This window comes from Ktedonobacter sp. SOSP1-52 (assembly GCF_016587395.1).
Map to the genome: position 1 here is coordinate 110,001 of NZ_BNJH01000004.1, position 22,858 is coordinate 132,858.

Annotated in this window: 19 protein-coding genes, 2 tRNA genes and 1 rRNA gene (1 of these 22 running past the window's edge); 9 read left to right on the forward strand and 13 right to left on the reverse strand. The window is 52.3% G+C overall.

The genetic code is table 11. From position 1 onward, the window contains the following. The 4 genes from JMJ16_RS35625 to JMJ16_RS35640 form a co-directional block, all read right to left on the reverse strand. A 16S ribosomal RNA gene (locus JMJ16_RS35625) occupies positions 1-138 on the reverse strand (it extends 1,345 nt beyond the left edge of the window). Between the two features lie 671 nt (positions 139-809). Further along, positions 810-2,234: a tRNA uridine-5-carboxymethylaminomethyl(34) synthesis GTPase MnmE gene (gene mnmE / locus JMJ16_RS35630; RefSeq protein ID WP_201389402.1), complete on the reverse strand. Its 1,425-nt coding sequence runs from the start codon at positions 2,232-2,234 to the stop codon at positions 810-812. Between the two features lie 46 nt (positions 2,235-2,280). Further along, complete coding sequence (fdhD, locus tag JMJ16_RS35635) at positions 2,281-3,159, reverse strand: formate dehydrogenase accessory sulfurtransferase FdhD (protein WP_201389404.1); 879 nt, start codon at positions 3,157-3,159, stop codon at positions 2,281-2,283. Positions 3,160-3,182: 23 nt separating this feature from the next. Further along, entirely contained in the window at positions 3,183-3,467 is a 285-nt protein-coding gene (locus JMJ16_RS35640) for a hypothetical protein (protein ID WP_201389406.1), read from the reverse strand. Positions 3,468-3,857: 390 nt separating this feature from the next. Between JMJ16_RS35640 and JMJ16_RS35645 the strand changes: the two genes are divergently transcribed. Next, on the forward strand, positions 3,858-4,313 hold the full coding sequence (locus tag JMJ16_RS35645) for a Fur family transcriptional regulator (protein WP_201389409.1): 456 nt from the start codon (positions 3,858-3,860) through the stop codon (positions 4,311-4,313). 120 nt (positions 4,314-4,433) lie between these two features. Here the strand turns inward: JMJ16_RS35645 and JMJ16_RS35650 are convergent, their stop codons facing one another. After that, positions 4,434-6,065 carry a penicillin-binding transpeptidase domain-containing protein gene (locus tag JMJ16_RS35650; protein WP_201389411.1) on the reverse strand — a complete coding sequence of 544 codons (1,632 nt, stop codon included), beginning with the start codon at positions 6,063-6,065 and terminating at the stop codon, positions 4,434-4,436. Between the two features lie 241 nt (positions 6,066-6,306). Next, a complete protein-coding gene (gene aroC, locus JMJ16_RS35655; RefSeq protein WP_201389413.1) occupies positions 6,307-7,458 on the reverse strand; it encodes a chorismate synthase in 1,152 nt (383 codons plus the stop codon). A 546-nt stretch (positions 7,459-8,004) separates the two neighbouring features. Here aroC and JMJ16_RS35660 point away from each other — a divergent pair. After that, positions 8,005-9,363 (forward strand): helix-turn-helix domain-containing protein, encoded by a 1,359-nt coding sequence (locus JMJ16_RS35660; protein ID WP_201389415.1) that lies wholly within the window; start codon positions 8,005-8,007, stop codon positions 9,361-9,363. A 145-nt stretch (positions 9,364-9,508) separates the two neighbouring features. Further along, entirely contained in the window at positions 9,509-10,021 is a 513-nt protein-coding gene (gene moaC, locus JMJ16_RS35665; protein WP_007907906.1) for a cyclic pyranopterin monophosphate synthase MoaC, read from the forward strand. A 12-nt stretch (positions 10,022-10,033) separates the two neighbouring features. Here moaC and JMJ16_RS35670 read toward each other — a convergent pair whose 3' ends face one another. The 3 genes from JMJ16_RS35670 to JMJ16_RS35680 all read right to left on the reverse strand — a co-directional run bounded on the left by JMJ16_RS35670 (position 10,034) and on the right by JMJ16_RS35680 (position 13,621). After that, on the reverse strand, positions 10,034-11,089 hold the full coding sequence (locus JMJ16_RS35670; protein WP_201389417.1) for a hypothetical protein: 1,056 nt from the start codon (positions 11,087-11,089) through the stop codon (positions 10,034-10,036). A 32-nt stretch (positions 11,090-11,121) separates the two neighbouring features. Then, complete coding sequence (locus JMJ16_RS35675; RefSeq protein ID WP_201389419.1) at positions 11,122-12,033, reverse strand: hypothetical protein; 912 nt, start codon at positions 12,031-12,033, stop codon at positions 11,122-11,124. A gap of 205 nt (positions 12,034-12,238) precedes the next feature. Further along, positions 12,239-13,621, reverse strand: coding sequence for a helix-turn-helix domain-containing protein (locus JMJ16_RS35680; protein ID WP_201370759.1), 1,383 nt, complete (start codon positions 13,619-13,621; stop codon positions 12,239-12,241). Between the two features lie 789 nt (positions 13,622-14,410). Between JMJ16_RS35680 and JMJ16_RS35685 the strand changes: the two genes are divergently transcribed. Both JMJ16_RS35685 and rsmI read left to right on the forward strand, forming a co-directional pair. Beyond that, the gene (locus tag JMJ16_RS35685) at positions 14,411-15,985 is read left to right on the forward strand and encodes a long-chain fatty acid--CoA ligase (protein ID WP_201389421.1); all 1,575 of its coding nucleotides are present in this window, start codon (positions 14,411-14,413) and stop codon (positions 15,983-15,985) included. Between the two features lies 1 nt (position 15,986). Next, entirely contained in the window at positions 15,987-16,691 is a 705-nt protein-coding gene (gene rsmI, locus JMJ16_RS35690) for a 16S rRNA (cytidine(1402)-2'-O)-methyltransferase (protein WP_201370757.1), read from the forward strand. A gap of 91 nt (positions 16,692-16,782) precedes the next feature. Here the strand turns inward: rsmI and JMJ16_RS35695 are convergent, their stop codons facing one another. From JMJ16_RS35695 to JMJ16_RS35705, 3 genes are all read right to left on the reverse strand, one after another. Next, a complete protein-coding gene (locus JMJ16_RS35695; protein ID WP_201389423.1) occupies positions 16,783-18,009 on the reverse strand; it encodes an FHA domain-containing protein in 1,227 nt (408 codons plus the stop codon). A gap of 194 nt (positions 18,010-18,203) precedes the next feature. After that, positions 18,204-19,130, reverse strand: coding sequence for a malate dehydrogenase (gene mdh, locus JMJ16_RS35700; RefSeq protein ID WP_007907923.1), 927 nt, complete (start codon positions 19,128-19,130; stop codon positions 18,204-18,206). A gap of 137 nt (positions 19,131-19,267) precedes the next feature. Further along, a complete protein-coding gene (locus JMJ16_RS35705; RefSeq protein ID WP_201389425.1) occupies positions 19,268-19,678 on the reverse strand; it encodes a hypothetical protein in 411 nt (136 codons plus the stop codon). 228 nt (positions 19,679-19,906) lie between these two features. Between JMJ16_RS35705 and JMJ16_RS35710 the strand changes: the two genes are divergently transcribed. The 4 genes from JMJ16_RS35710 to JMJ16_RS35725 all read left to right on the forward strand — a co-directional run bounded on the left by JMJ16_RS35710 (position 19,907) and on the right by JMJ16_RS35725 (position 22,418). Continuing rightward, positions 19,907-19,977: transfer RNA gene (locus tag JMJ16_RS35710), tRNA-Gln, on the forward strand. A 66-nt stretch (positions 19,978-20,043) separates the two neighbouring features. Continuing rightward, positions 20,044-20,117 (forward strand) — tRNA-Gln (locus JMJ16_RS35715). A 130-nt stretch (positions 20,118-20,247) separates the two neighbouring features. Further along, positions 20,248-21,393, forward strand: a complete 1,146-nt coding sequence (locus JMJ16_RS35720; protein WP_201389427.1) for an AI-2E family transporter — start codon at positions 20,248-20,250, stop codon at positions 21,391-21,393. 389 nt (positions 21,394-21,782) lie between these two features. Then, on the forward strand, positions 21,783-22,418 hold the full coding sequence (locus tag JMJ16_RS35725) for an RNA polymerase sigma factor (RefSeq protein WP_201389429.1): 636 nt from the start codon (positions 21,783-21,785) through the stop codon (positions 22,416-22,418). Between the two features lie 48 nt (positions 22,419-22,466). On the opposite strand, the gene JMJ16_RS35730 is transcribed toward JMJ16_RS35725, so the two are convergent. Next, on the reverse strand, positions 22,467-22,835 hold the full coding sequence (locus JMJ16_RS35730) for a hypothetical protein (protein WP_201389431.1): 369 nt from the start codon (positions 22,833-22,835) through the stop codon (positions 22,467-22,469). Between the last annotated feature and the right edge of the window lie 23 nt (positions 22,836-22,858).

Genomic DNA, 22,858 nt, shown 5'->3' on the forward strand with positions numbered 1-22,858 from the left:
GTATTCCTCACCTCGGGGCAGGTACCCATGTGTTACTCACCCGTCCGCCACTCCCTCTCTTGCGAGAGAGCGTTCGACTTGCATGTGTTAGGCACGCCGCCAGCGTTTATCCTGAGCCAGGATCAAACTCGCCATTCAAGTTGTGAATGTATATCTCACAGACACCAGCAGGCATCTGCAATGATCTTTTGTAAGTTTGCGTCCAGGCTAGAAGCACGTTGTCGTTACTTCATTGCTTTGTTCGCAGAATTGACAGGAACGGTGTTCTTCGCGATTGAGAGATGCTCAATCAACGAAGTTCCGTTGTACTTCTGCATTCCACTCTTCAGTTGTTCAGGGTGCTCTGGTTCGTTCTTCTTTTTGTTGATGAACCGCAACCCGGCAAGCCCATGGGCTTGCGCTTGTGCCTTAGAGACAATTATAGAAACCAGTGATCTTCTCTCATCGAATGAGGCGTGATCCCCGGATTCTTTAGTTTCTGGGAAACTTTCTCGACGTCGTTACCGTCGAGGTTTTCGTCTCTGTATCGGCGACATGTGCTATTATGCCATAGCCTTCCGGCATTGTCAATAGTTTTTTTGAGTAATTTTATAATTTTACAAAAATTCTAAAAATCTAAAAAGTAGGGGTTTCATCAGTGTCCTGCTCCGGCGTAGGCCGTGAAGAGGAAAACCAATCCCGCGGCCAGGAGACTGCATATGACAAGCAATACAAAGAGGGTAGCTTTAGGGTCCCTTATAAGTTTACTCATGCTCTATCCTTCCTTATACCACACTAAGCTATTCTTCGTGACACGAGCAATAGTTATGCTATTTGCCAATGCAAAATTCACTGAAGATACGGTCTAGCAGGTCTTCGCTGGCCGTCTCGCCTGTGACTTCGCCCAGGGCATCATAGGCGGCTCTTAAATCGATGGAGACAAAGTCCAGTGGCACTTCCTGGCCTAAAGAAAGGATAGCGGCGTTCAGGTGTTCCGCGCCCCTGCGCAACGCCTCCTGATGGCGTGCACTGGTGATGAGAACGCTCTCATTGCCACTCACGTTACCAGCTTGCACCAGTTCGGCCAGCGTATTCTCTAGCGCCTCCAGTCCCTCTCCTGTCAGTGTGGAGGTCTGCACCAGCGAGGCATCCTGCCAGAACGACTGAATGGCGGCGACATCAATTACCTGCTCACAATCAGCCTTGTTAATGACAACGACTACCGGACGCCTGGCTGCCTGTCCCTCGCGCTTTTCACCATAACCCATGGCTCGCAGCTCTTGAGCCACCTGCCAATCCTGCTCAGTTAAAGCGGTCGCCCCATCAAAGACATGCAGGATGACGTCCGCGGTTTCCGCGGCCAGGCGACTCCTCTGAACTCCAAGCTGCTCTACCGGGTCCTGGGTAGGCGTAATGCCCGCCGTGTCGATCAGGTGGAGGGGAATACCGCGTAAGTTCGCGATCTCTTCTACGGTGTCACGCGTTGTACCGGCAATGGGGGTCACGATGGCGCGTTCAATTCTTAGCAACGCATTGAGCAGACTCGATTTTCCCACATTGGGTCGGCCAATAATGGCGGTGCGCAGCCCCTGGCGATAAAGTTTTCCCTGCTCAGAGCCAGCTAGCAACCTGGCGATTTGCCGTTGTGCCTCTTCGATAAAAGGGAGCAATTCTTCGGCCTGTGGAGTAGGAATATCATCTTCCGGAAAATCAATACTGGCCTCGATGCGCGCGATGGCTCCAAGCATAGAGGTACGCGCCTGCTCCACCTGGTCTGAGAGCTTGCCACGTAGTTGCTGCATGGCGAGGCGTTGCCCTACTTCAGTCTGTGAGCCAATCAGGTCCATCACAGCTTCAGCCTGAGCCAGGTCCAGTCGCCCATTGAGAAATGCGCGTAAGGTGAACTCACCAGGGTTGGCCATGCGCGCCCCCTGAGCCAGTACGGCCCGCAGGATACGTCTGAGAATCAATGGACCACCATGGCCTTGAATCTCGACGACATCCTCACAGGTGTACGTGTGCGGGGCACGCATAAAGGCGACCAGGACCTCGTCTAGAATTTCCTGGGTCGCTGGATCTATAATTACTCTATATGTAAGCTGATGTGTTGGCGGCACAGGTGGAATATCTTCCCTGGATGGCCTGCGCAACAAGGGCGCAACCAGGCTAAAGGCATCGCTTCCACTTACGCGAATAATACCAACACCACCCACCCCTTGAGGGGTGGCAATAGCGGCAATTGTGTCTTTCTGCATGGCAGGATTATACCCCACCCCTCATACGCTCGCAAGCAGCCCCTAACTATAGAGTAATGCGCTCTGGATGCGTGTAAATATTCATAGAGTGACCGCGCAAGAAGCCTACCAGCGTCATATTGCTCTTTTCGGCCAGATCAACGGCCAGGCTTGAGGGAGCTGAGATGGCTATCACATAGGGGATACGCGCCTGGAGGGCTTTCTGGATTATTTCAAATGAGGTGCGACCGCTGACCAGGAGGAGGTTCTCGCGATACGGCAAGCCTTTATGTAAGAGTCCATGTCCGATCAATTTGTCTACCGCATTATGCCGTCCAATATCTTCGCGCAAGAGCTGAAGTTCACCACCAAGCGAGAAGAGGCCAGCGGCATGCAGACCTCCCGTATGACTGAAGACCGCCTGTTGCTCGCGCAGGCGTTGCGCGAGCATATATAACGTTTTGGCAGAAACTTGCAGGGTGTCTTGCTCTAGAGATGGAGCGTCTTGCAACAGCGAGGCGATGCTGTTCTTTCCACAGAGACCACAGCTAGATGAGACGGCGAAATGGCGCTCAAAACTTACGCCACCTACCAGGCCACAACTGGTCTCACTTGCAGCATTACCTGGCTGGCGTAGACGCACATTGATGACGTTCTCCAGTGGCAGGCCGTCGCTATCTACCGCGCTTTCAATGCCTTCAATATCATCAGTAGTGGAGAGCATACCTTCGCTAAAGAGAAAGCCAAGGGCCAGTTCTCTATCATGCCCAGGAGTACGCATAATCACGGCCAGGCTCTCGCCATTGATCCGAACCTCAAAGGGCTCCTCTACTGCCAGAACATCTTCGCGTTCATGGTGCTCCGTCTCCTGCCAGTGATTGACTGTCGTTTGTACGATGCGCTCTGGATCCAACTCCGAACGCCATAAATCACGCTGCGTACTCACTTCTCTCTCCACTCTTCATGGAACTAATAACGCCAGCGGCGCCCCTGTTTCTCCGTATCCTGGCTATCAAAGGCCTGGTATTCCGCGGTCATGCGTGCCTGCTGGCTCTGTTCCCGCACACGTCGGCGAAAATAGTATTTGCAGGCTCCTGGGCGCACAGGATCGGGCGGCTCAATGGCGGCCAGGCCCCATCCCTCCTGCTCCAACCAGCGCCAGGCCTCATACTCATCATCGAAGTCACGTACTACATCGCCCGCGACAGTAAAGATCATGGTTCCCAGAAGATACCTGTGCTCCCAGTGTATCATATCTTACATTCCTCTCTCTCTATCTAGCATGCATATCAACGCTTTATTGCTGTTAAGAATACCTGCTTTTGGCGTTTTCTTCAGGGTCTACTAGGAGAATAAACGCTTGCCTTTTTCTGTTCCGCATATACTTTCGCTGACCTTTCGCGCCTACGGCGCTCAGGGAGTAAAGGGGTGTGAGTGGGACCTCGGGCATTGCCCGAGGTCCCACTCACACCTCTTTACCTGAAAGGCTCGCGCAGCGAGTTGAAGCAGATCTTGAAGCAGATCTTAGAGAAGATAGAGAAAGCCCTGACACTCACCATGCCTACATTGACGCTTTGTGTATGGGGTGCTAGGATAGGCTCAAAGTATAATTTCAATCCAGTCCAGTCAGGTAAGGGAACTGCTATGCATCATTATGTTCGCATGGGCAACGAACTGTTGCGTAAACGTGGCTATCGCCTCACGCCTCAACGTCATATGATTTTGAGTGTGATTCAGGATGCCGATGCCCATTTACGCGTCGAGGAGATAGCCCTGCGAGTCCAGGAGCGCAACCCCTATGTTAGCCTCTCAACAATCTATCGCACACTGGAGCTATTGCAAAAATTGGGCTTGATTCGCTCCGCCCACTTACCAGGCGGACAGCTTTATTATGAGGCAGTTCAGGACCACATTCACCACCACCACCTCGTCTGTCGCCAGTGTCAACACACTATTCACCTGGATACGGCTCTCCTGGGAGATCTACACGAAAAGCTGGCGCATATGTATGGCTTCCACGAGGTTACCCTTGACCTGCTGGCCTCCGGTTACTGTGATGATTGCTTGAAGCAGCTCACACAGGATAAGCAGCAGCCTTAAATACAACTCTTGCCCTAGCCAAGACACCGCAGGGCACCAGAAAATATTGCAAATAGAGAGCAGAGGCTTTCAGCCGAAACTGAAAGCCTCTGCTCTCTATTTGTATGGTCTCTTAGCTTATTACAACAGATGCGCAATATTATGACAGTAATTCATGGTCGACCCGGTGATTGACGGCGCTGCGGGCGGCAGGTCCACCTTCACCAGGTGCTGGTTAAAGATGTCGTTATAGGTGTTGGTGATCATGGGGCCAACAGCGTTCGCACCCTCACCGCCATTCTCTTTCATAGCCACAATCGTCAGAGCTGGCAATTTATCAGATTGCTGCCAATCATAGGGAGCCTGAGTGATCAACCAACCATGCGCTGGTTTTCCGTTACCAAGCTCGGCAGTGCCAGTTTTGCCGATGATATTCCAGGGCGAGGTCGATAGCATAGCACCGTGAACGAAATCATTATTACCGGAGCCACACTGCACGACGCCAAACATGGCTCTGCGCGTATCAATGGCCGTTGACTGCTTGATCTGGGCATCACCTAGCGTCTGCGGTGAAAAGGTCTTGACCGGCGCCTTATCACGCGTGGCGACCTTGCTCAAGACGGTCGGCTGCATGAGCTGACCATCATTGGCGGCAATATTGTCGATCATCGCCATCTGGAAAGGGGTCACAAAGTCGACGCCCTGACCAAAGGCATTGTCAACCAGGGTGTTCTCGTCGAGCGTCCCATTCGTCTGAGTCACCCGGCTGACTGCGACGGGCAATTCAAAGGGAATTTTCTCGCCCACCATGAACTTCTTATTGTACGCCAGCCATGAATCAACACCCATATCCTGGCCAATTTTGGCAAAGAGGATATTGTCTGAGTGCGAGAAACCATAATTTGTTGAGACATGCGCATTAGGATTAGTAAAGGTGTTAATGTTACTCACAGCAGGCGTAAAGAGGTGCTGACCTAGCGTGACTGGTCCCATCGTAAACTTTGGATCGTAAGTCTGCTCCAGGGAGGTCGCTCCCGAGTCGATACCCGCCATCAGGGTCATGGCCTTATAGGTTGAGCCAGGCACATACTGGCCCTGGGTGGGACGGAAGACCAGGGGGCGCTCTGGATCATTGACCATCTGGTTGTAGTAGGAGAGGCTGGCATGAGTGAGCGTCTGCGCCATTTTGTTGGGATCATAACCGGGGCTGCTATATATGGCCAGGACCTCGCCTGTATGGGGATCCATAACCATGGCTGAGCCGCGATCCGAGGCAAACGAGTAGACGTTATCAACGGGAGCCTGCTGATTAAAGTGCTGCACCAGAATGCGCTGGATACGCACATCTATCGTGAGATAGATATCATCGCCCACGGGCGAGCGGTGCAGCGTCTTATTTACCTGGTTATCTAATGACGTCATGCCGACGCGCCCGGAGAGATAGTCGTCAAATTTGGCTTCCAGTCCCGTGGCCAGGAAGTATGGCCCGGGATAGTAGCCAATCAAGCCCGCGAGCGAGGGTTCGTAATAATGGCGTACAAAGCCACCACAGGCATTTGGGTCTGGCTGTGAGTCGGCCAAAAGGACGCCGTTGCGATCGAAAATGCGTCCGCGCTGTGGCACGCTGGTACTCATACAGCTACGCAAATTGCGCGGGTTAGAGGTCACCTGGTCGGCGACCGCGACCTGCCAGTAGACCAGGCCTGCGCTCATAGCCAGAAACAAGACCAGGAACAATTGCGTGATACGGCGAATACCGTTGCTTATGTTCATTCATATCCTCAAATGTGCAGACAGCGTTCGCGACTGCCCTTTTTCTTTATCGCATGGTGCTATGTTCTTAATTCCGAAATCCAACCCTCATTCGGGGGCACGGCGTCACTTTCGTGACTAGCACTCCGTGCTCAGGATTTCGGGTAAGCAGTATACGCATTTATAGGAATGTATCATTCTTACACACTATTTTGCAATGTTGTGGGTAATTGTGGCGATACCTCTAGTAACATAAACGTTTCTACGCCCGATAATGGCGCAGCATTTCCTCCATACTGTCGCCACCATACTTCTCCAGCATGGCCTCGGTCAGGACAGCGGTCAGCATGGCCTCGCCGACAACGCCAGCCGCGGGAACGACGCAGACGTCACTACGCTCGTAGCGGCTCTGATCGATGTTCTCGCCGGTCGCCAGGTCAACCGAGGGCAACGGATGCGCCAGGCTAGGGATGGGCTTGACACCGACGCGGGCAACAATAGGCTCTCCATTGGAGATACCACCCTCGATGCCACCTGCGTTATTCGTCAGGTGCGACCAGGCTCCCTCAGGCGAGCGGCGCAAGACGTCATGGACCTGAGAACCAGTCTTACGCGTCGCGCCAAAGCCCGCGCCAATTTCAACGCCCTTGGTCGAGGGAATACTCATCAGTGCCATGCCAATGCGAGTGCTCAAGCGGCGATCCCACTGGCTGTAGCTTCCCAGGCCAATGGGTACTCCGAAGGCGACAACCTCAAATACACCACCACAGGTATCGCCCGCACGCTTGGCCTCCAGAATGCGCGCGATCATCTTCTCGGTCAGTTCTGGGCTCGCGCAGCGCATTGGCGAGGCTTCAACCGCCTCCCACATCTGGGGAGAGTAGCCTTCAGGTGTCAGCGCGCGCTCTTCTTCGTAGCCAATATCGACGACGGAGAGGACATGGCTATGAATCTCAATACCAAACTGTGCTAGAAACTGGCGGCAGAGCCCACCAATGGCGACGCGCGAGGCTGTTTCGCGTGAACTAGAACGCTCAATAACATTACGTACATCGTCCTGTCCGTATTTGATCGCTCCGGTAAAGTCGGCATGCCCTGGACGCACACGCGTAACCGTCTCCATCTCAGCCTCGACAGGGGCGGCATTCATGCGCTCTTCCCAGTTCACCCAATCACGATTCTCGATCTGCATGGTAATGGGCGAGCCGAGGGTCTTTCCATGACGCACACCGGAGAGGAAGCGGATCTCATCCTTCTCGATCTTCATGCGCCCACCCCGGCCATAGCCTCCCTGGCGCCTGCGCAAATCAGCGTCTACCAGCGCCTTCTCTACCTGCAATCCAGCGGGCAATCCTTCAACAACAATCGTCAGACAGGGACCATGCGACTCACCTGCGGTCAAAAAACGGAACATATTTTTTTAAACTCTCTTTTTTCTTTGACTTGCCTACTCAACTACGCATCTAGCTTATTTTATAGCATCTCGCTGTTCTTGAAAATGCGTCATCCCCACTTGTGCTATATATTTCTAACACCAAAAATACTGCTGGAGGTCGTTTACTCTACAAGTTAGAACGATTTTTTCTACAACCCACCCAATAAACCTGAAATCTGTCGCTGCGAGGGATGAGAGCATATTTGGCTTCAGCCAGGTACGTCCTATTTCAGATTTGCGCTATATCACAGCTCGATTACTCCTGTACGTTTCTCATGTACAGGTTTCAGCGGCATTTAAAGATATACGTTCGCTCTCTCTTAGGAATCATTATAGCATGTTGATAGACGTGTTTGTTCGCAAAGCGACTTTACTTGTAACACAAGCCTGACTTTACAATTTATCTTTACAATATTTATTGCATTAGCGTATTGACAGAAAACATAATTGTACTTTACAATATATTTGAAAGTACCTTTTGTGTATTTATGGATAAAATTTGCAAGAACTATGTAGGAGGCAACTATGTCCCCTGAACAAACGTCAAGCAAAATTGGAAAATCGGTAGGAGAAAAATTGCGAACCGCTCGCATTGCGCAACACTTGACGCAGAGCCAGCTCGCAGCTCCTGATTTTTCTGTCAGCTACATCTCAGCCATTGAGCGTGGACAAATCCACCCTTCTTTGCGCGCCCTGGAGATCCTGGCGACTCGCCTTGGCCTCTCTTCTACACAACTTCTGCCTAACCGATCTCAGGCAGAGGATCGTGCGAATAGTCTCTTTCCACTCCCAGAACGGGAAGAAGAAGAAATCGATCTCGCATTTATAGAGATCAATGTCTCTTTGCATGAAGGAAATACCGCCCATGCACTCGCACAACTCAATCGTATTCCCTTAAAGCGCCTCAAACGTCCCCAGTTCTTGCGCCATCGGTTCCTTACAGGTTGGTCACACTTCAAAAATGCTCAATTCCAGCAAGCCGAGTATGTATTTAATGAAGCCTTGCAAATCGCCAAAGAACTCAACGATCATTACTTGACGCTACGCATACTCTACCTGCTTGCTCTCGCCTACAATGCCATGCGTAACTACAGCCAGGCGCTCCTCTCCTTTCAACGTTGCCTCAACGTCCTGGAAACCTCGCCCATTCCTGTTGATCCCTTCTTTGCAACACAGTTACACATGCAGATAGGACAATATTACACCCAGCAAGAGAACCTGGATCTAGCCATTGACGCCTTCCGTAAAGCCCTTGATGCCATCGGCCCTGAGATCAACTCCTCTCAGAATCATGGAGCCTATCTCGATATCATTCGCCATCACAGCATCAGTAAAGAGTATGATCTTGCTACTCTTTACGCTTTTAAGAGCCTCTATCTCACAAACCAGGCCCAACTTGCTCAACTGAGAAGCGAAGTGTACTACTATCTGGGCCAAGCAATACTCAAAAACGATTCAGAGCAGGCTCGCTCATTTCTGGACAATGTGCTTCAACAAGAAGAACGCCTCCGCGTGCTCGACCCACTCTCGCTCGCAAGCCTCTACATTACTAATGCCTCCTGGTACTTTGCCCAGCAAGACTATGAGCAGGCTTACGCCTTTGCCCAGAAGAGCAAGGCGCTCACTGATGAATTTGAAGACAATATCATCGGTGCGGAGACCTATATTGTTCTTGGGCGCATCGCTTATGCCCAGGGGAAACGGGCTCGGGGCGATGAAGACTTCATCAAGGGCCTGCATATTCTTGAACACCTGGAACGCCACGAAGAACTGGCCAATGAATCTGTGCATTACGCGCAACTGCTTGAGGAGAATGGCAAGGAACGCGAGGCCTTCGCCTACTTCCGCCGCGCTTTCCAGAGCCGCCAAAAGGTTGGCAAGTAAGCTAGTAGGTGGTGTAGTACAGTGGCCGCGTACGCCAGTAGCGAACAACTATACCACACCACCTACTAGCCAGAATCTTCTTTTGTGAGGGTGACAAGCACTACAAGGGTACGTTATACTGGAGGGCACAAAAGGAGGTCGCTTTATGTCTTCGCCAATCGATAAACCACAGCAACTGACACACCTGGACGAACAGGGCAATATCCACATGGTCGATGTGACCACCCGTCCCGATACGATGCGAGAGGCCATCGCCAAGGGACGCATACGCATGCAGCCCGAAACCGTCCGCTTAATTGAACACAACCAGGTCTCGAAAGGGAGCGTCCTGGAGACCGCAAAGATCGCGGGCATCATGGCCGCCAAGCAGACTCCACAGCTCATTCCGCTCTGCCATCCACTGCCAATGACGCATATTGATCTCCATTTTCTCCTTGATAGCGAGCAGGGATGTATCTCGATTGAGGGGCGCACCCGCACAACCTATAAAACAGGTGTCGATGTTGAAGCACTCACCGCCGTTACTGTAGCCGCCCTGACGATCTATGATATGTGTAAAGGACTCGACACCACAATTACTCTGGAGCAGGCCTATGTCGCACAGAAGAGCGGCGGCAAAAGCGGCACCGTCTCCTTTACGCCAGAGCAACGGAGTTAGTACCTCAGCTCACTATGCGCTTACGCGTACTTCTAATAAGAGAAAGAGTGTCTCCAGCAGGTTATGCTCCTCTGGATCACTTAAGTTAAGATCGGTCTCGCCCAATGTCATCACCAGGGAACCCTGGGCATCGACGAGCTGCTCACTACGAATGGCGAGCGGGTTGCCTCCACGCCAGCGCACAGGCTCGATGAGGGAGCCAAGGGGGACAGTAATGAGGAGGCGTTGGCTATAAGTTTGTGGGTCGAGGTGCTGCAAATGCAGCTCAAGAGTACGCTCACGCTGGGTAATTGAGCCATGTAAACCCCTGGCCTGCAAGTGGATTACTGGCTGCTCAAGGGGGCGACTGAGCACATCGGCCCGGCGTACCGTTTTGCCGCGTGCGCCAGCTCCCGTGAGAGTAGGAGTATACTGGTACACCTGTGCACCCGAGCCAGGCGGGACCGCTGATCCTTGCGCAAGGGTAGCCACGCGCACGAGATCCTGGGTGGCACTCTGGCGAATGGTGCTCTGACCAATACGGGCACTCATACGCAGGGCCAGCTGGAGAAGCGCCCGCGCCGCCTCGGCATCATCCTGATGACTACGCCGCGCCTGCTTCAAGATCGCCTCCGCCTGGCTAATAAGAGTGCGACAGAGGTGACCAAGCATCCGCTGGGGAGTCACACCCGCGCCGCGATTTCCACCTAGACCATACATGGCATAGGTATCGGTTTCATGGAGGGCCGCCCCCATTGCATCATAGATCTCCAGGTATGCTTGATGACATTCAGCACAACCAACAAGGTGGTAGAGCAGTGTGGCATAGCGCAGTGTAGCCTCTTCATCGCCACGCAGTTGCGCCAGCACAAAGTCTGGCAACTGCTGATAAAAAGGCAGGTGATAGCTACTCTCAACTTGCAGCTCCAGTAGCGCCTCAGGTCTGTGACCAGGACGCGCTCCATGCCTGGAGGCTGCTGCCGGTATTCCCGCATCGCTTTTCGGCTCGCGCAGGAGTTGCAATAACCATTGGGCCAGCCGGCTTTCGCTACCAGGGGCCATTGCGTTGTGATCAAACTGCTTGTCCATTTCTCTACTCCTCTCGAGCCTTCAATCTCTTGCTATTCCTCTTCTTCACGGTAGAAGCGGGCCAGGCGCTTCAGCTGGGCGGCTGTTACATGGATGGCATCCGTGCCATCCCATTCGAGTAAGCCTTCTGTGACCAGTTGTCTCAGGGCCGTACGTATCTGCTCCGCTGTGAGATCATCATGGACAAGTGTGTGAATCGCCAATGTACTGTCCTGCTTACCTGGAGCGGATGCCTTATATTCTATCAAACGTAACGCAACGCGTACTGTCAAATTGGTACTTTGCTGCTGCAAGCAGTGACGCAATTTACGGTGTGCATGGTCCTTATGCTGGCTCATATGAGGGTTAGTCTCCACAGGAGTCGATGTATCGATATGCAGCTCCTTCACAACTGCCTGCAAGAGATCATCGGCTCCCATCTCATGCAGTTCTTGCATGACTGCTTGAAGTTGATTGGGGGCGGCGCTGAGTACAAAGATACAGTGCTTAAGTAAATTGCGTAACTGAGCCTGAGAAGCCAGGTGTAAGGCAAGATCTTCTGGAGTAGCGAAAGGAGTCGTTCCCCAGGCCGTAACAACTGCGTCCTCAAGAGGATCTTCGTCGCTCTCTTCTCGCTCAAATTGTTCCAGCTCCGCCGCCGTATTCACCTGAAGTCGGCGCTTGCGAAGACGATCAATCGCCTTATTTCTCACGCTTCGGCTAAGAAAGGTATAGAATTGAGCATCCGTTAAGCCGTCAAGCGCCGTCTTTGACGTTTGATCTTCTCCACCCAGGAGTCCTAAACGCACAAGCTGCTCCACGACATGGCCCACCACCGTGTCCACCTCGAAGGCATCATATTTGAGTGAACCCAGAAAGCGCTGTGCATTACGATGCAAATAGGCGTAGAGAAGGGGATAGCTCTGCTCTGGTCGATACCGAAGGTCGTCTGCTGTAAATGGCATGCGGGGAACTCCTACAAAATGCCCATAAAATAGTCTTCTGCATGCTCCGCACCTCTTCGATCACAGAGCTTGCCTCTTGCATTGTACAAGGATTAGTGAGGGAACGCAACAAATTGCATCCCTCCATACATCAGATATGGAGGGATGCAATTTGTTCTATCTAGTGATCAACGCAACGGGGTGACGCAGTCATCCGCGCCCCTGTTTATTCCAGGTCGCCACGCTTACCCAGGCGCTGATGCTCATAGGCCTTTTTAATCGCCGACAGGCTGCGCTGAACCTCGCCGCGCTCCTCAAGGAGGTTCGCGAAGCGGAAGTATGCGCTCGCCGCGATCTCATGGGCATTCGAGGCATCGAGCAAATCCAGGGCCTGCGTAAAGTACGCATCGGCTTGCGCAAAATCGCTCTTCTGATGATAGATCTGCGCCAGGGTAATCAAGGACTGCCCCTGGGTCTGGGCGTCCTCACTGGAGCGCGCAAACTCAAGTGCCTGGCTCGCCTCGCGCTGAGCCTCTTCGACCTCACCACGCTTGAGCAGGAGCTCCGCCAGGGAGGTATGACAGAGAGAGGCGGTGATCTCATCATTAAGCTCGCGCTCAATGGCGATGGCCTGTCGGTACTCATTTTCCGCGCTCGTCAGGTCGTTCTTCTTCTCCAGGGCCTTGCCCAGGCGCTGGTGAGTTAGACCAACCAGGCGCTGCTCGTCGCGCATTTCGTAAATGGCCAGGCTGCGCAAGGCATATTCGCGCGCCATCGCCAGTTTGCCAACCGTCTTATAATGCTGGCTGATCTCAATATACTTCCTGGCGAAGCTCTTGCTATCCCGGCTCATGGCATTGAGCATATCCAGAGCACGATTGTAGAACTCAATCGACTTCTCCAGATCGCCCAGGCGAAAGTAGTCATTAGCCAGGTTGCTAAAGACCTCCAGGGAGAAGACGGGATCAGTAATCTGTCCATTCTCAATCGCTGTAAAGCAGCGATGATGATTCTCCATGGCCAGCGTGTAGTTGTACAGCAAGAAGTAGGCCTTGCCTAGCAGGTTGCGCGCGCGCTCAGTCAACTCGCTATCGTTGATAGCCTCGCCCTGGCCGATGGCGGCGCGTAGATCAACCACTGCTTCTTGATACTCTCTTGACCCCAGGTGGATCTGCCCACGTAGCAGGTAGAGGCGATAGACCTGCTCTGTGGTGATACGCTCGGGTTGGATAGGAACCAGGAGTTCTTCGGCCTCTAGATAGGAACCCTGCTCAACCAGAACACTGGCCTGCACCAGGTCAACGTCAACGCGCTGATCAGGGCCGGTATCAGCGGGCGAGTAGCCTACCGCGCGCGCTTCTGCCGCGCCGGCAGGAGAACCTTCTAATAAGAAGGTTAGAGGTACATCAAGGCGGCGAGCAAGAATCGACAACGCCTTGAGCGAAGGGCGGATCTTCCCGCGTTCAATCGCTGAAATATACGAAATGGAGAACTCGGGGGCGGCCAGCTGCGCTTGAGTCATGTTTAGCTTTGTGCGCACTTCTCGAATATTCGTCCCTACTCGCGCTGCAACCGCCTTCCCTACATTAGCAGTTTCGAGGGATGGCATGGAAATCGTTTCCTTTTTTTAAACCATACATGTTAACGCTTTTCACTCTCCCAGGTAAAACGTCAACACATACAATCGAACCGATCTAGCGATTGCCTTACGAGTCTCACGCGATTTTTTTACTACAGCAATTCTTGTATCACTCATGGAATCTACATGAGGCTTTAGCGTAAGAGCATTGACGTAAGACAGGAATTAGCTAGATACTACTTTCTCTCTTGTAGTCTAACATACACTTATGATTTGAGTCAACCCATATTGTACTTTCATCATAGTGTTATTGCATAAAATTTTACATCGGCACATCAGAGCATAATTCAATATTTTTTGAGTTAAAAATCTCTACGTTTTCTATTCATTTTACGATCTCTGCGTATGGTCTTATGCTCGAGTTCCTATACAAATTTTCGCTACAATTTATCAGATTATTTCACAATGATTCATTCTACAGCATGCCTCCTTCTGCTTACCCTGCTCTCTTGCATGCTTGCTCTCTACAAGCCTCTCACCATCCTTACATAACTATTTACGTAGCTCTACCGAGTGCCTGCTAGAGCAGCCTATAGAAAAGAGAGAAAACCGCCTTCAGAATTGGAAAACCACGGTTTCATCCCTTTTTCCGGCTATCTCTCGCGCCCATCTTATGATACACTTGATAAATGCGTACCTGTACACACGCATGGTCTTATTTTATTTTTGCTTCCTTTTTATAGCTCAACCTTGCCTATTGTTCAGGTGCAGCGTTGCGCATAACTTCAGTTTCTTGCCAGTACACAGAAAGGCTACGCGATGGAAACTATTCCTCAATTGTTTAACTATGCTGTTGAACAATACCGTAACCAACCCGTACTCCTCGAACCGACCGATGGTAATTCCATATCCATCCTCTCCTATCTCCAGGTGCGCGAACGCATGCAGCAGTTCGCGGGCTATCTTCAGAGTCAGCAGGCCCAGAAGGGTGAACGTATTATGATCTGGTCGGCGAGCCGAGCTGACTGGCTCATCGCCTATTTTGCCGCCGTTCTTCTCGGTACGGTGGTTGTTCCCGTCGACGTTAATAGCAAAGAGGATTTTATCACTCGTCTCATCGAGGCGACGGGCGCTCGTTTCTTGCTGACAACGCAGAAACAATTTGAAACTCTCCCCTCGCTTCCTCTGACCTTCATTGATATAGATAATCTTCCTCAAGCCGCTTTTGATCCCTCTGCTCTCCCCACCATCGCAAAAGATGACCTGGCCTCCCTCGTCTTTACCTCCGGCACAACTGGCCAGCCCAAAGGCGTGATGCTCAGCCACTACAATATTACCTCCAATGTTCTATCAGCGGTGGAGGTTGTGGATATTCGTCCACAGGAACGGGCGCTCTCTATTCTGCCACTCTCACATATGTTTGAACTGACAATCGACCTGGCTATCTTTTATGTTGGTGCCAGCGTGACCTATGCTCGCTCCCTGGCCCCTGATACCCTCTTCAGGCTTTTCGCTTCACAGCGTATCACGCTTATGGTCCTGGTTCCCCAGGTGCTCCAACTCTTTATGAATGGCATTGATCGCGAGGTACGGCGCCAGCATAAGGAGAAAATCTGGGAACGGCTCCACTCCGTGGCGGCTCTGCTCCCCTTCTCCTTGCGCCGCTATCTCTTTGGCTCGGTGCATAAGAAACTGGGTGGTCACTTCCGCTTCTTCGTCAGCGGTGGCGCCTACCTGCCGCCCGCGCTAGGAAGCCGCTGGGAGAATATGGGTGTGCGCGTTCACCCAGGCTATGGTACGACCGAGTGTTCGCCCGTGGTCAGCGTCACACGCAAGCATGACCACCATATGGAGTCGGCGGGGCAGCCTCTGCCCGGCGTAGAGGTACGCATCGCTCCCGATAACGAGATCCTGGTGCGCGGCCCGAATATCACGCAAGGCTACTGGAATAATCCTGAGGCAACTGCCGCCGCTTTTGAGGGCGAGTGGTATCGCACAGGTGATCTCGGCTTCCTCGATAAGCAGAATAGACTCTATATCAAGGGACGCAAAAAGAACCTGATTGTCCTCTCCAATGGGATGAATGTCTATCCCGAGGATGTCGAAAACGCTTTTCAGGGCAATCCAGACCTTAAAGATGTTGTTATCATGGGGCTTGAGAATGAGGATCGTGGACCCGAAGTACATGCCATTCTGCTCATGGAACAGCCTGATCAGGCAAAAGCCAGGGCTGCGATTCAGCAAGCGAACAAGCGTCTGGCGAGCCATCAACAAATCAAAGGCTTTACCATCTGGCCTGAGAGCGATTTCCCTCGCACACATACACTGAAAGTGAAGCGCCAGGAAGTATTCTCGCAACTCACCACACTCAGGAAGGAACAGAAGATACACTAATATGCTCTATCTGGTCGCTACTCCGATTGGAAATTTAAATGACATTACGCTACGTGCGCTCGAGGTCTTGCGCTCAGTCGATGCTGTCGCCAGCGAAGATACGCGCAAGACCGGCATGCTGCTGAAACACTTCGAGATCTCCAAACCTCAGATCGCGTTCCACGCCTTCAATGAGCAACGCGCAGGGGAACGCATCGAAAACCTGCTACGCCAGGGTCAGTCGGTCGCAGTAGTGACGGATGCGGGCACACCCGGCATTTCGGATCCAGGCTATACGCTTGTCCAGCGAGCCGTTCAGGCCAATCTCGAGGTCACGATGATTCCAGGGCCAACCGCCTGTATTATGGCGGTTGTGCTCTCTGGTCTGCCAACCCACAGCTTTACCTTTCGCGGCTTTCCCCCTCGCAAGACTGTTGGACGCCGCAAGTTTATGGAGGTCGATAAAGACTCACCTCATACACTGGTCTTCTATGAGAGCCCTTATCGCGTGCTTGATTTTCTGAAAGATGCACTTGAGGTCTATGGCGACCGCCCCGCCGCGCTTGCCAACGATCTGACAAAGATGTTTGAGAAAGTCGAGCGCGGCAGCCTCTCCTCTCTCATCGCGGCTACGCCCGAGAGCAAGCTTAAAGGCGAGTATATCGTGGTGATCGCAGGCAAGGGACGCGAAACTAGTAGCGGTGCTGATGCGGATGATGAGGGATAGGACGACGCTGCTGAAGCACGCGTCTACATATAAAGATACGACCGACTCCGCGCCTTCATATGTAGACGCGTGCTTCAGCAGCGTTGGGCCATTATAAAACATTGGCCGGGATATAGGTGAAGTGCAGCTCGCGTAACTCCTCGGGCGGGGACACAAGCGGCACTTCCCAGTACACCGGGCGCAAAAAGGCGTGTTCGCCCGCGAGGCGCAAGGCCGATTCCCACTCCTGTTTCATGTATGCCGAACGCGCGGCGTTACTCGACCAGAAGAGCTGAAAGATTGAGGCACTCTTGAGCTTCTGCTCTAACGCTGGTCCCTCCCGCTGCTCTCTTCGTAGCGCCTCCACTTCCCGCAGAAACGGAAGGTCCAGAGTCCTCAACGCCTTGTGAATTGCTCGTGCTATGACCTCATCTTCATGACTATAAGCCAGGTAGACAGTGTTCAGGCTCTCGGTCGTCATCTGAATACAATTTTCATGCGCAGGCGGCCAGGTATCTAATTCTTTTCCAGCGAACTCAAGCGGCACCTCAAGCAGGCCAAGCAAGAGTGGCCCGGCATAAAAGGCGATACTACAGGTGCGCATCTTCGCCTCTTGCTCTGGCTTGACATAGAAACGAAAGGTAGCCCGCTGCCAATCTTTCATCCCGTTCAGCGTGATACGTCGCGGATGAAAGAAGATGCCCTCGCCTTCGGGAACAATCGTCAGGTTCATATCCGGATGGACAAGTGCTTCGCCTGCATCCGCAGACTCCTCCGTATCATTCTCGATTTCGTGCAAAAGTCTCAAGGCATCCTGGTGCACCTGTTGCGCAGCATCCGGACGATGAAGATAGATAAAGAAGGCATTCCATGATCCAATACCAATCAACCGGGGAGAGAAACTCGTCAACTGCCAGGCGGCAGCCGCACCTGGTTGCGCCACTCTGGCCTCATCCGCCTGAGATCCCATCACTCCCCGTACGGGGAGTATCACAGTGGGTATGTCTTCTATGCGAGGTATCTCAACATCGTGTAGCTCGAACACGAGGATATTGCTCCCGATACGCAGCTCAGCTCCGTGGCGCAAGATATAGGGCCGGTGGGGCGCGATTTTTATCCCATTGATATAGGTTCCATTCGCGCTATCCTCATCGGTGAGAATATATTTCCCTTGCTCAAAGCAGAGTGTAGCATGTCGACGCGATACAAGTCGGTCGCCAGAGAGAGGGATGTCATTCTTAGAAGAGCGTCCAATTAACGTCACCGGCTGATCAATACGATATGCATTGCCATGCTGTCCCTTTACACTCACACTTGCAAGTGGCTGACGTTCTCTCATAAGAGCCTCCCCTTCTTGTCCCCGCTAGGTCGCGTTTGAGGCTGGCATTGCGTGTTACACGCGAAATACAATGGCAAATAAGCAAGAAATCTTGTTATATTATAACATACGCTTCTACGGGCGGTGCGCGCTCCACCTTTCCCTGGCTTCAGGTAGTGAGAGCGCGCACGCTGCTTTTTCATGCCCGTATAAGGCTAGATGCCCATTACATGCACCAGTTCCTTGACGGCATCGGCCGATTTGGTGAGCTGTTCGCGCTCACTGGGATTCAACTCGATCTCAATGACCTTCTCCAGACCCTTTGAGCCGATTTGGGCCGGCACACCCACAAAGAGATCGTGAATGCCGTACTCACCCTGGAGGTAGACCGCGCAGGGCATGATCATCTTCTTATCCAACATGATGGAGTCGACCATCTGCAAGACGGAGGCCGAGGGAGCATAGTAGGCGCTACCCGTGCCCAGCAACTTCACAATTTCAGCGCCACCATCGCGGGTGCGTTGTACAATCTCTTCAATACGCTCAGGCGAGATAAGCTGCGAGATGGGTACGCCCGCGACTGTACACATACGTGCAAGCGGAACCATGGTGTCGCCATGCCCACCCAGGACATAGGCCTGAACATCGCGTACCGAGGCTCCGACTTCTTGCGCGATAAAGGTGCGGAAGCGCGCGGTATCCAGCACACCTGCCATGCCAAGCACACGCTCACGTGGGAAACCGCTGACCTTGAGCGCGATCTGCGCCATGGCATCGAGAGGATTAGTCACACAGATAATGATGCAGTCAGGTGAATATTTGACCACTTGCTCGGTAACCTGCGAGACGATCTCCTGATTCTTTTTCACCAGGTCGTCACGCGTCATTCCCGGCTTACGTGGGAAACCAGAGGTGATAACGACGATATCGGAACCGACGGTATCGGCGTAATCGTTGGTACCAGTTACCTGTGTATCAAATCCAAGCACAGGTCCGGCCTGCATGATGTCAAGCGCCTTTCCCTGTGGCATATTAGGTACGATGTCAAACATGACTACATCAGCGTAGTCACGCTCTGCCAGGCGCTGGACAAGAGTGCTGCCTACAAAGCCGGCTCCTACGACGGTGATTTTTCTTCGCATTGACGCGTCCTTTCAAAACTCTCTCTTCGGAACACCCGAGCCCTGCGTGCTCGGGTGTTCCGAAGAGAGAGTAAACCAGTATTCTACTTTCTCTTTATTGTATGCCCTGGCGCATCCTTATGGCAATTCTCCGCCATCTATGAATCATTAAACTGTTCAGCTTGCAAAAAGGTGTGCGTCTGCTCCACCTCTTCTGCACAGAGAGGACAGACACGGAGGTGGCCTTCAGTCTCGTCTGCGCGCGTTTTCTCCAGCAAACCAGCACAATAATAACTCAGGGTCTCACCGGAGGGGCAGTCAAATCTATAGAGCTTCTGCACCAGGCTAGCATTTAAACGTTGATACACTGCCACTTTCTCCTGACACCGCTCGCAGCAAGCAATATGATGAGTCAGGTCGTCACTGAATGGCTCCCCCGCTACCGCTCGCTGCACGATTTCTTCTTCTTGTGGACACGGCACACCAGGTCCACGCTGCATCTTGCCACCTCGTTTCTGGCTCTCTCCCTGGTCCCAGGCTATCAAGTGCGACTTTATAAAAACCATCATATACTCCCTTGCTCCTATACTTTATTGTGCATAGGTGTACAAAATGAACGTTCACACTCGCCCAAATCCGCGTGGCACATCCTGGTAAGGATACGTTTGTATCGATGCTTCTGGTTCAGAACAAAAAACTTTCTGAGAAGCCCAGTTTTTCCTTTTGCCCTCTTGACAACGCAACCATGTTACGGTATCATACTGACGTCAAGAGCGTCAGAGCTTTGGCAAAGAGATTGGGGTATCGTTCAATGGTAGGACGGCTGACTCTGGATCAGTTAATTGGGGTTCGAGTCCCTGTACCCCAGCCCATCAGGAGAGGTGACTCACCTCTCCTCCTCTTTGACTCTTAGCTTCTACACACACCGACACATTGGGGTATCGTTCAATGGTAGGACGGCTGACTCTGGATCAGTTAATTGGGGTTCGAGTCCCTGTACCCCAGCCATCAGGAGAGGTGAATCACCTCTCCTTTTTTCTTGCCCTTCTCCACCTGGCTCACACTCCCTCTGCTACAATGGCTTGTATAGTAGTATTCTTACTGTTTGTTCAGCCTTTATTGAGGGAGACTCTGCTCTATGGCCAAAGATGCACCCGAACTTCCAGATAGGCAACCAGGCCTCACCCAGAGACAACGTTGGCAGAAGTGGGCCACCAGGCGCGATATTCCGCTAACCTACCTGGCCTGGAGCGTCTTCATTATCCTCGTCTTCTGGCTGGCATCACACATCACAAAGGCTTTGCTGATGCTGGCGATTGCCGCTCTCTTTGCCTTTGCCCTTGCCCCTCTGGTAAAACTACTCCAGCGCGTCATGCCGCGTATCGTGGCGATCCTGGTTGTCTATTTAATCGTGCTTTCAGCGTTTAGCCTGCTTGGCTATATGACCTCGCGCGCAACGATTACACAAACGCATGACCTGCTGCGCTACATGCAAAGCCTGACCGAGCGACATGGAGGCCAGCCAACACAGCTAGAACGTTCCTTGGTAAACTTTGGCATCACACGTGCACAAATAAACGAGGGCCGGCAATTTCTACTTACACGTGGCGAGGAGTTTACCCGCGACGCCATTCCCTTTCTACGCAGCTTCCTTGAATTTCTTATCGATACCATTATCGTTGCCATTTTAAGCATCTATCTGCTCATTGATGGCACACGCGTGATTCAATGGTTGCGTCGCAATACTCCCCAGGCCGCACGCGCCAACTTCTTGTTGGATACTCTGCAACGCGTGGTTGGCGGCTATATACGTGGACAATTTATCCTGGCTCTGCTGATCTCGGTACTGGTTGGCCTGGGCATGGGCTTCATTTTCCACCTGCCCTATGCCTTCCTCCTGGGTATACTGGCCTTTATTATGGCTTTCATTCCAGTCCTTGGCACCTTTATTTCAGGCGCGGTCTGCATCCTCATTGCGTTAACCCAGTCCTGGGTTACAGCCCTCCTTGTCCTGGTATACTTTGTCTTCATACACGTTATCGAGGGCGAGGTGGTGGGTCCCCGTATCGTCGGCAAGTCTGTTGGACTTCATCCAATTGTCTCGCTCTTCGCACTGGTCGCTGGTGGCGAGCTCTTTGGCATCTGGGGTACGCTCTTTGCCTCACCCATAGCCGGCGTCCTGCAAACCATCATTATTGTCCTGTGGGGCGAGTGGCGCACACGCCATCCTGATCAGTTTGCTCAGACCAAAGGACAGGTTAAAGAAGCCGCTACAGGAGAATAACGTCCGAATAAAAGGATGGTGAGGGGTATTATGCCTCTCACCGTCCTTTTTAACCAAACATTGCACAAACCCATTTCACTTATGCGTCAAACACTGTACAAATATAATAAGCAAAACCATAAATCTCTTCTAATACAATTTTAATCCTCCAAAACAAGCCATTTTCCATGCACAAAGATTACACATGCACAAATTCGTGAGTGGGCACACCTTGAACGTGCCCTATCATCGTGCTATATTTTGTACAGAGTTTGCATCACGCATACATATGAGGAGGTTATACACATCATGGTGGCGCTTACAACCCAGCCTGCACCTTTCGCATCTACAATCGACGCGCCTGCGATACATACCTCCACCATCCCTACACAGGTAGAGAGGGGCAAGAGATGGAGATGACCAGTGAACTGACGCCCGAGCAGGTACAGCAAGAAATCACTGTGAGCCGTGCGCTCCAGGGCGATCAAAAAGCCTTTGAGGATATTGTGGAGCAGTATGGCAACTTGATGCTGCGTACAGCGACGCTCATTGTTGCGGATCGTGATGTGGCCGAAGACGTTGTACAGGATGCATTCATCCTTGCCTGGAACCATCTCACAGATCTGCGCAAGGCGGGTGCGCTTCGCCCCTGGCTCATGCGTATTGTTGTCAATCAATGCATCAGTTTTAAGCGACGCCTCGCACGCAATACTGCCTTTATGCGCCAGACACTCTTAGAGCAGGAAACAGACCTGATCGCCCAGGCAGCTGATGACTTCAAAGGAAAGATGGAACGAGACTGGGACCTGGCCCAGGCGATTAATAATCTTCCTATGAAACAACGTGTTGTCATCGTGCTCCACTACTACAATGGGATGACACTGCCGGAGATGTCACGCTCACTTGAGACCTCCGAAAATACGTTAAAGAAGCGCATTCAGGCCGCGCTCAATAACCTGCGACGCACGTTGCGCACCCCCGATATTCAGTCGGTAGATGCAGGCTTTGCTTACCCAGCCTCGCGCGCGGCTTTCTCTCTTGCTTAAAATATATGAAAAGAGAGAAAGCCGCCAGTGCAGGCAGAGCCGCTACCCTTAAGCCAGGAGCACGCCTCGCCAGTACTGTAGTAACTCGTCAAGGATTATATCCGCACAACGCACTTGAAAAATACGCTTGTGCGTATGCTTCTGAAGCCGGGCCAGAACGTCACTAGCGAGACAGTGGCCTGTAGCCAGGGTGACCGCCCCCCGCTCGATACCTACTGGCACACAACGATATTCATTTGCGAGCTCGTAGGGAAATAGGTGAAGCAACCTGCGAGAAGGATAGCAGGTTAACTGTGGCAAATAAGGCAAAAAATATGCCTCATGCACCTCGATATGAATGATTGCATGGAGCTTCTTGCCCCCCACACGCTCTTGAATCACCATGCCACGCTCACTAAGACTGGTCTGTTCTCTCACTCCGCCACTCCTCAACATCAACT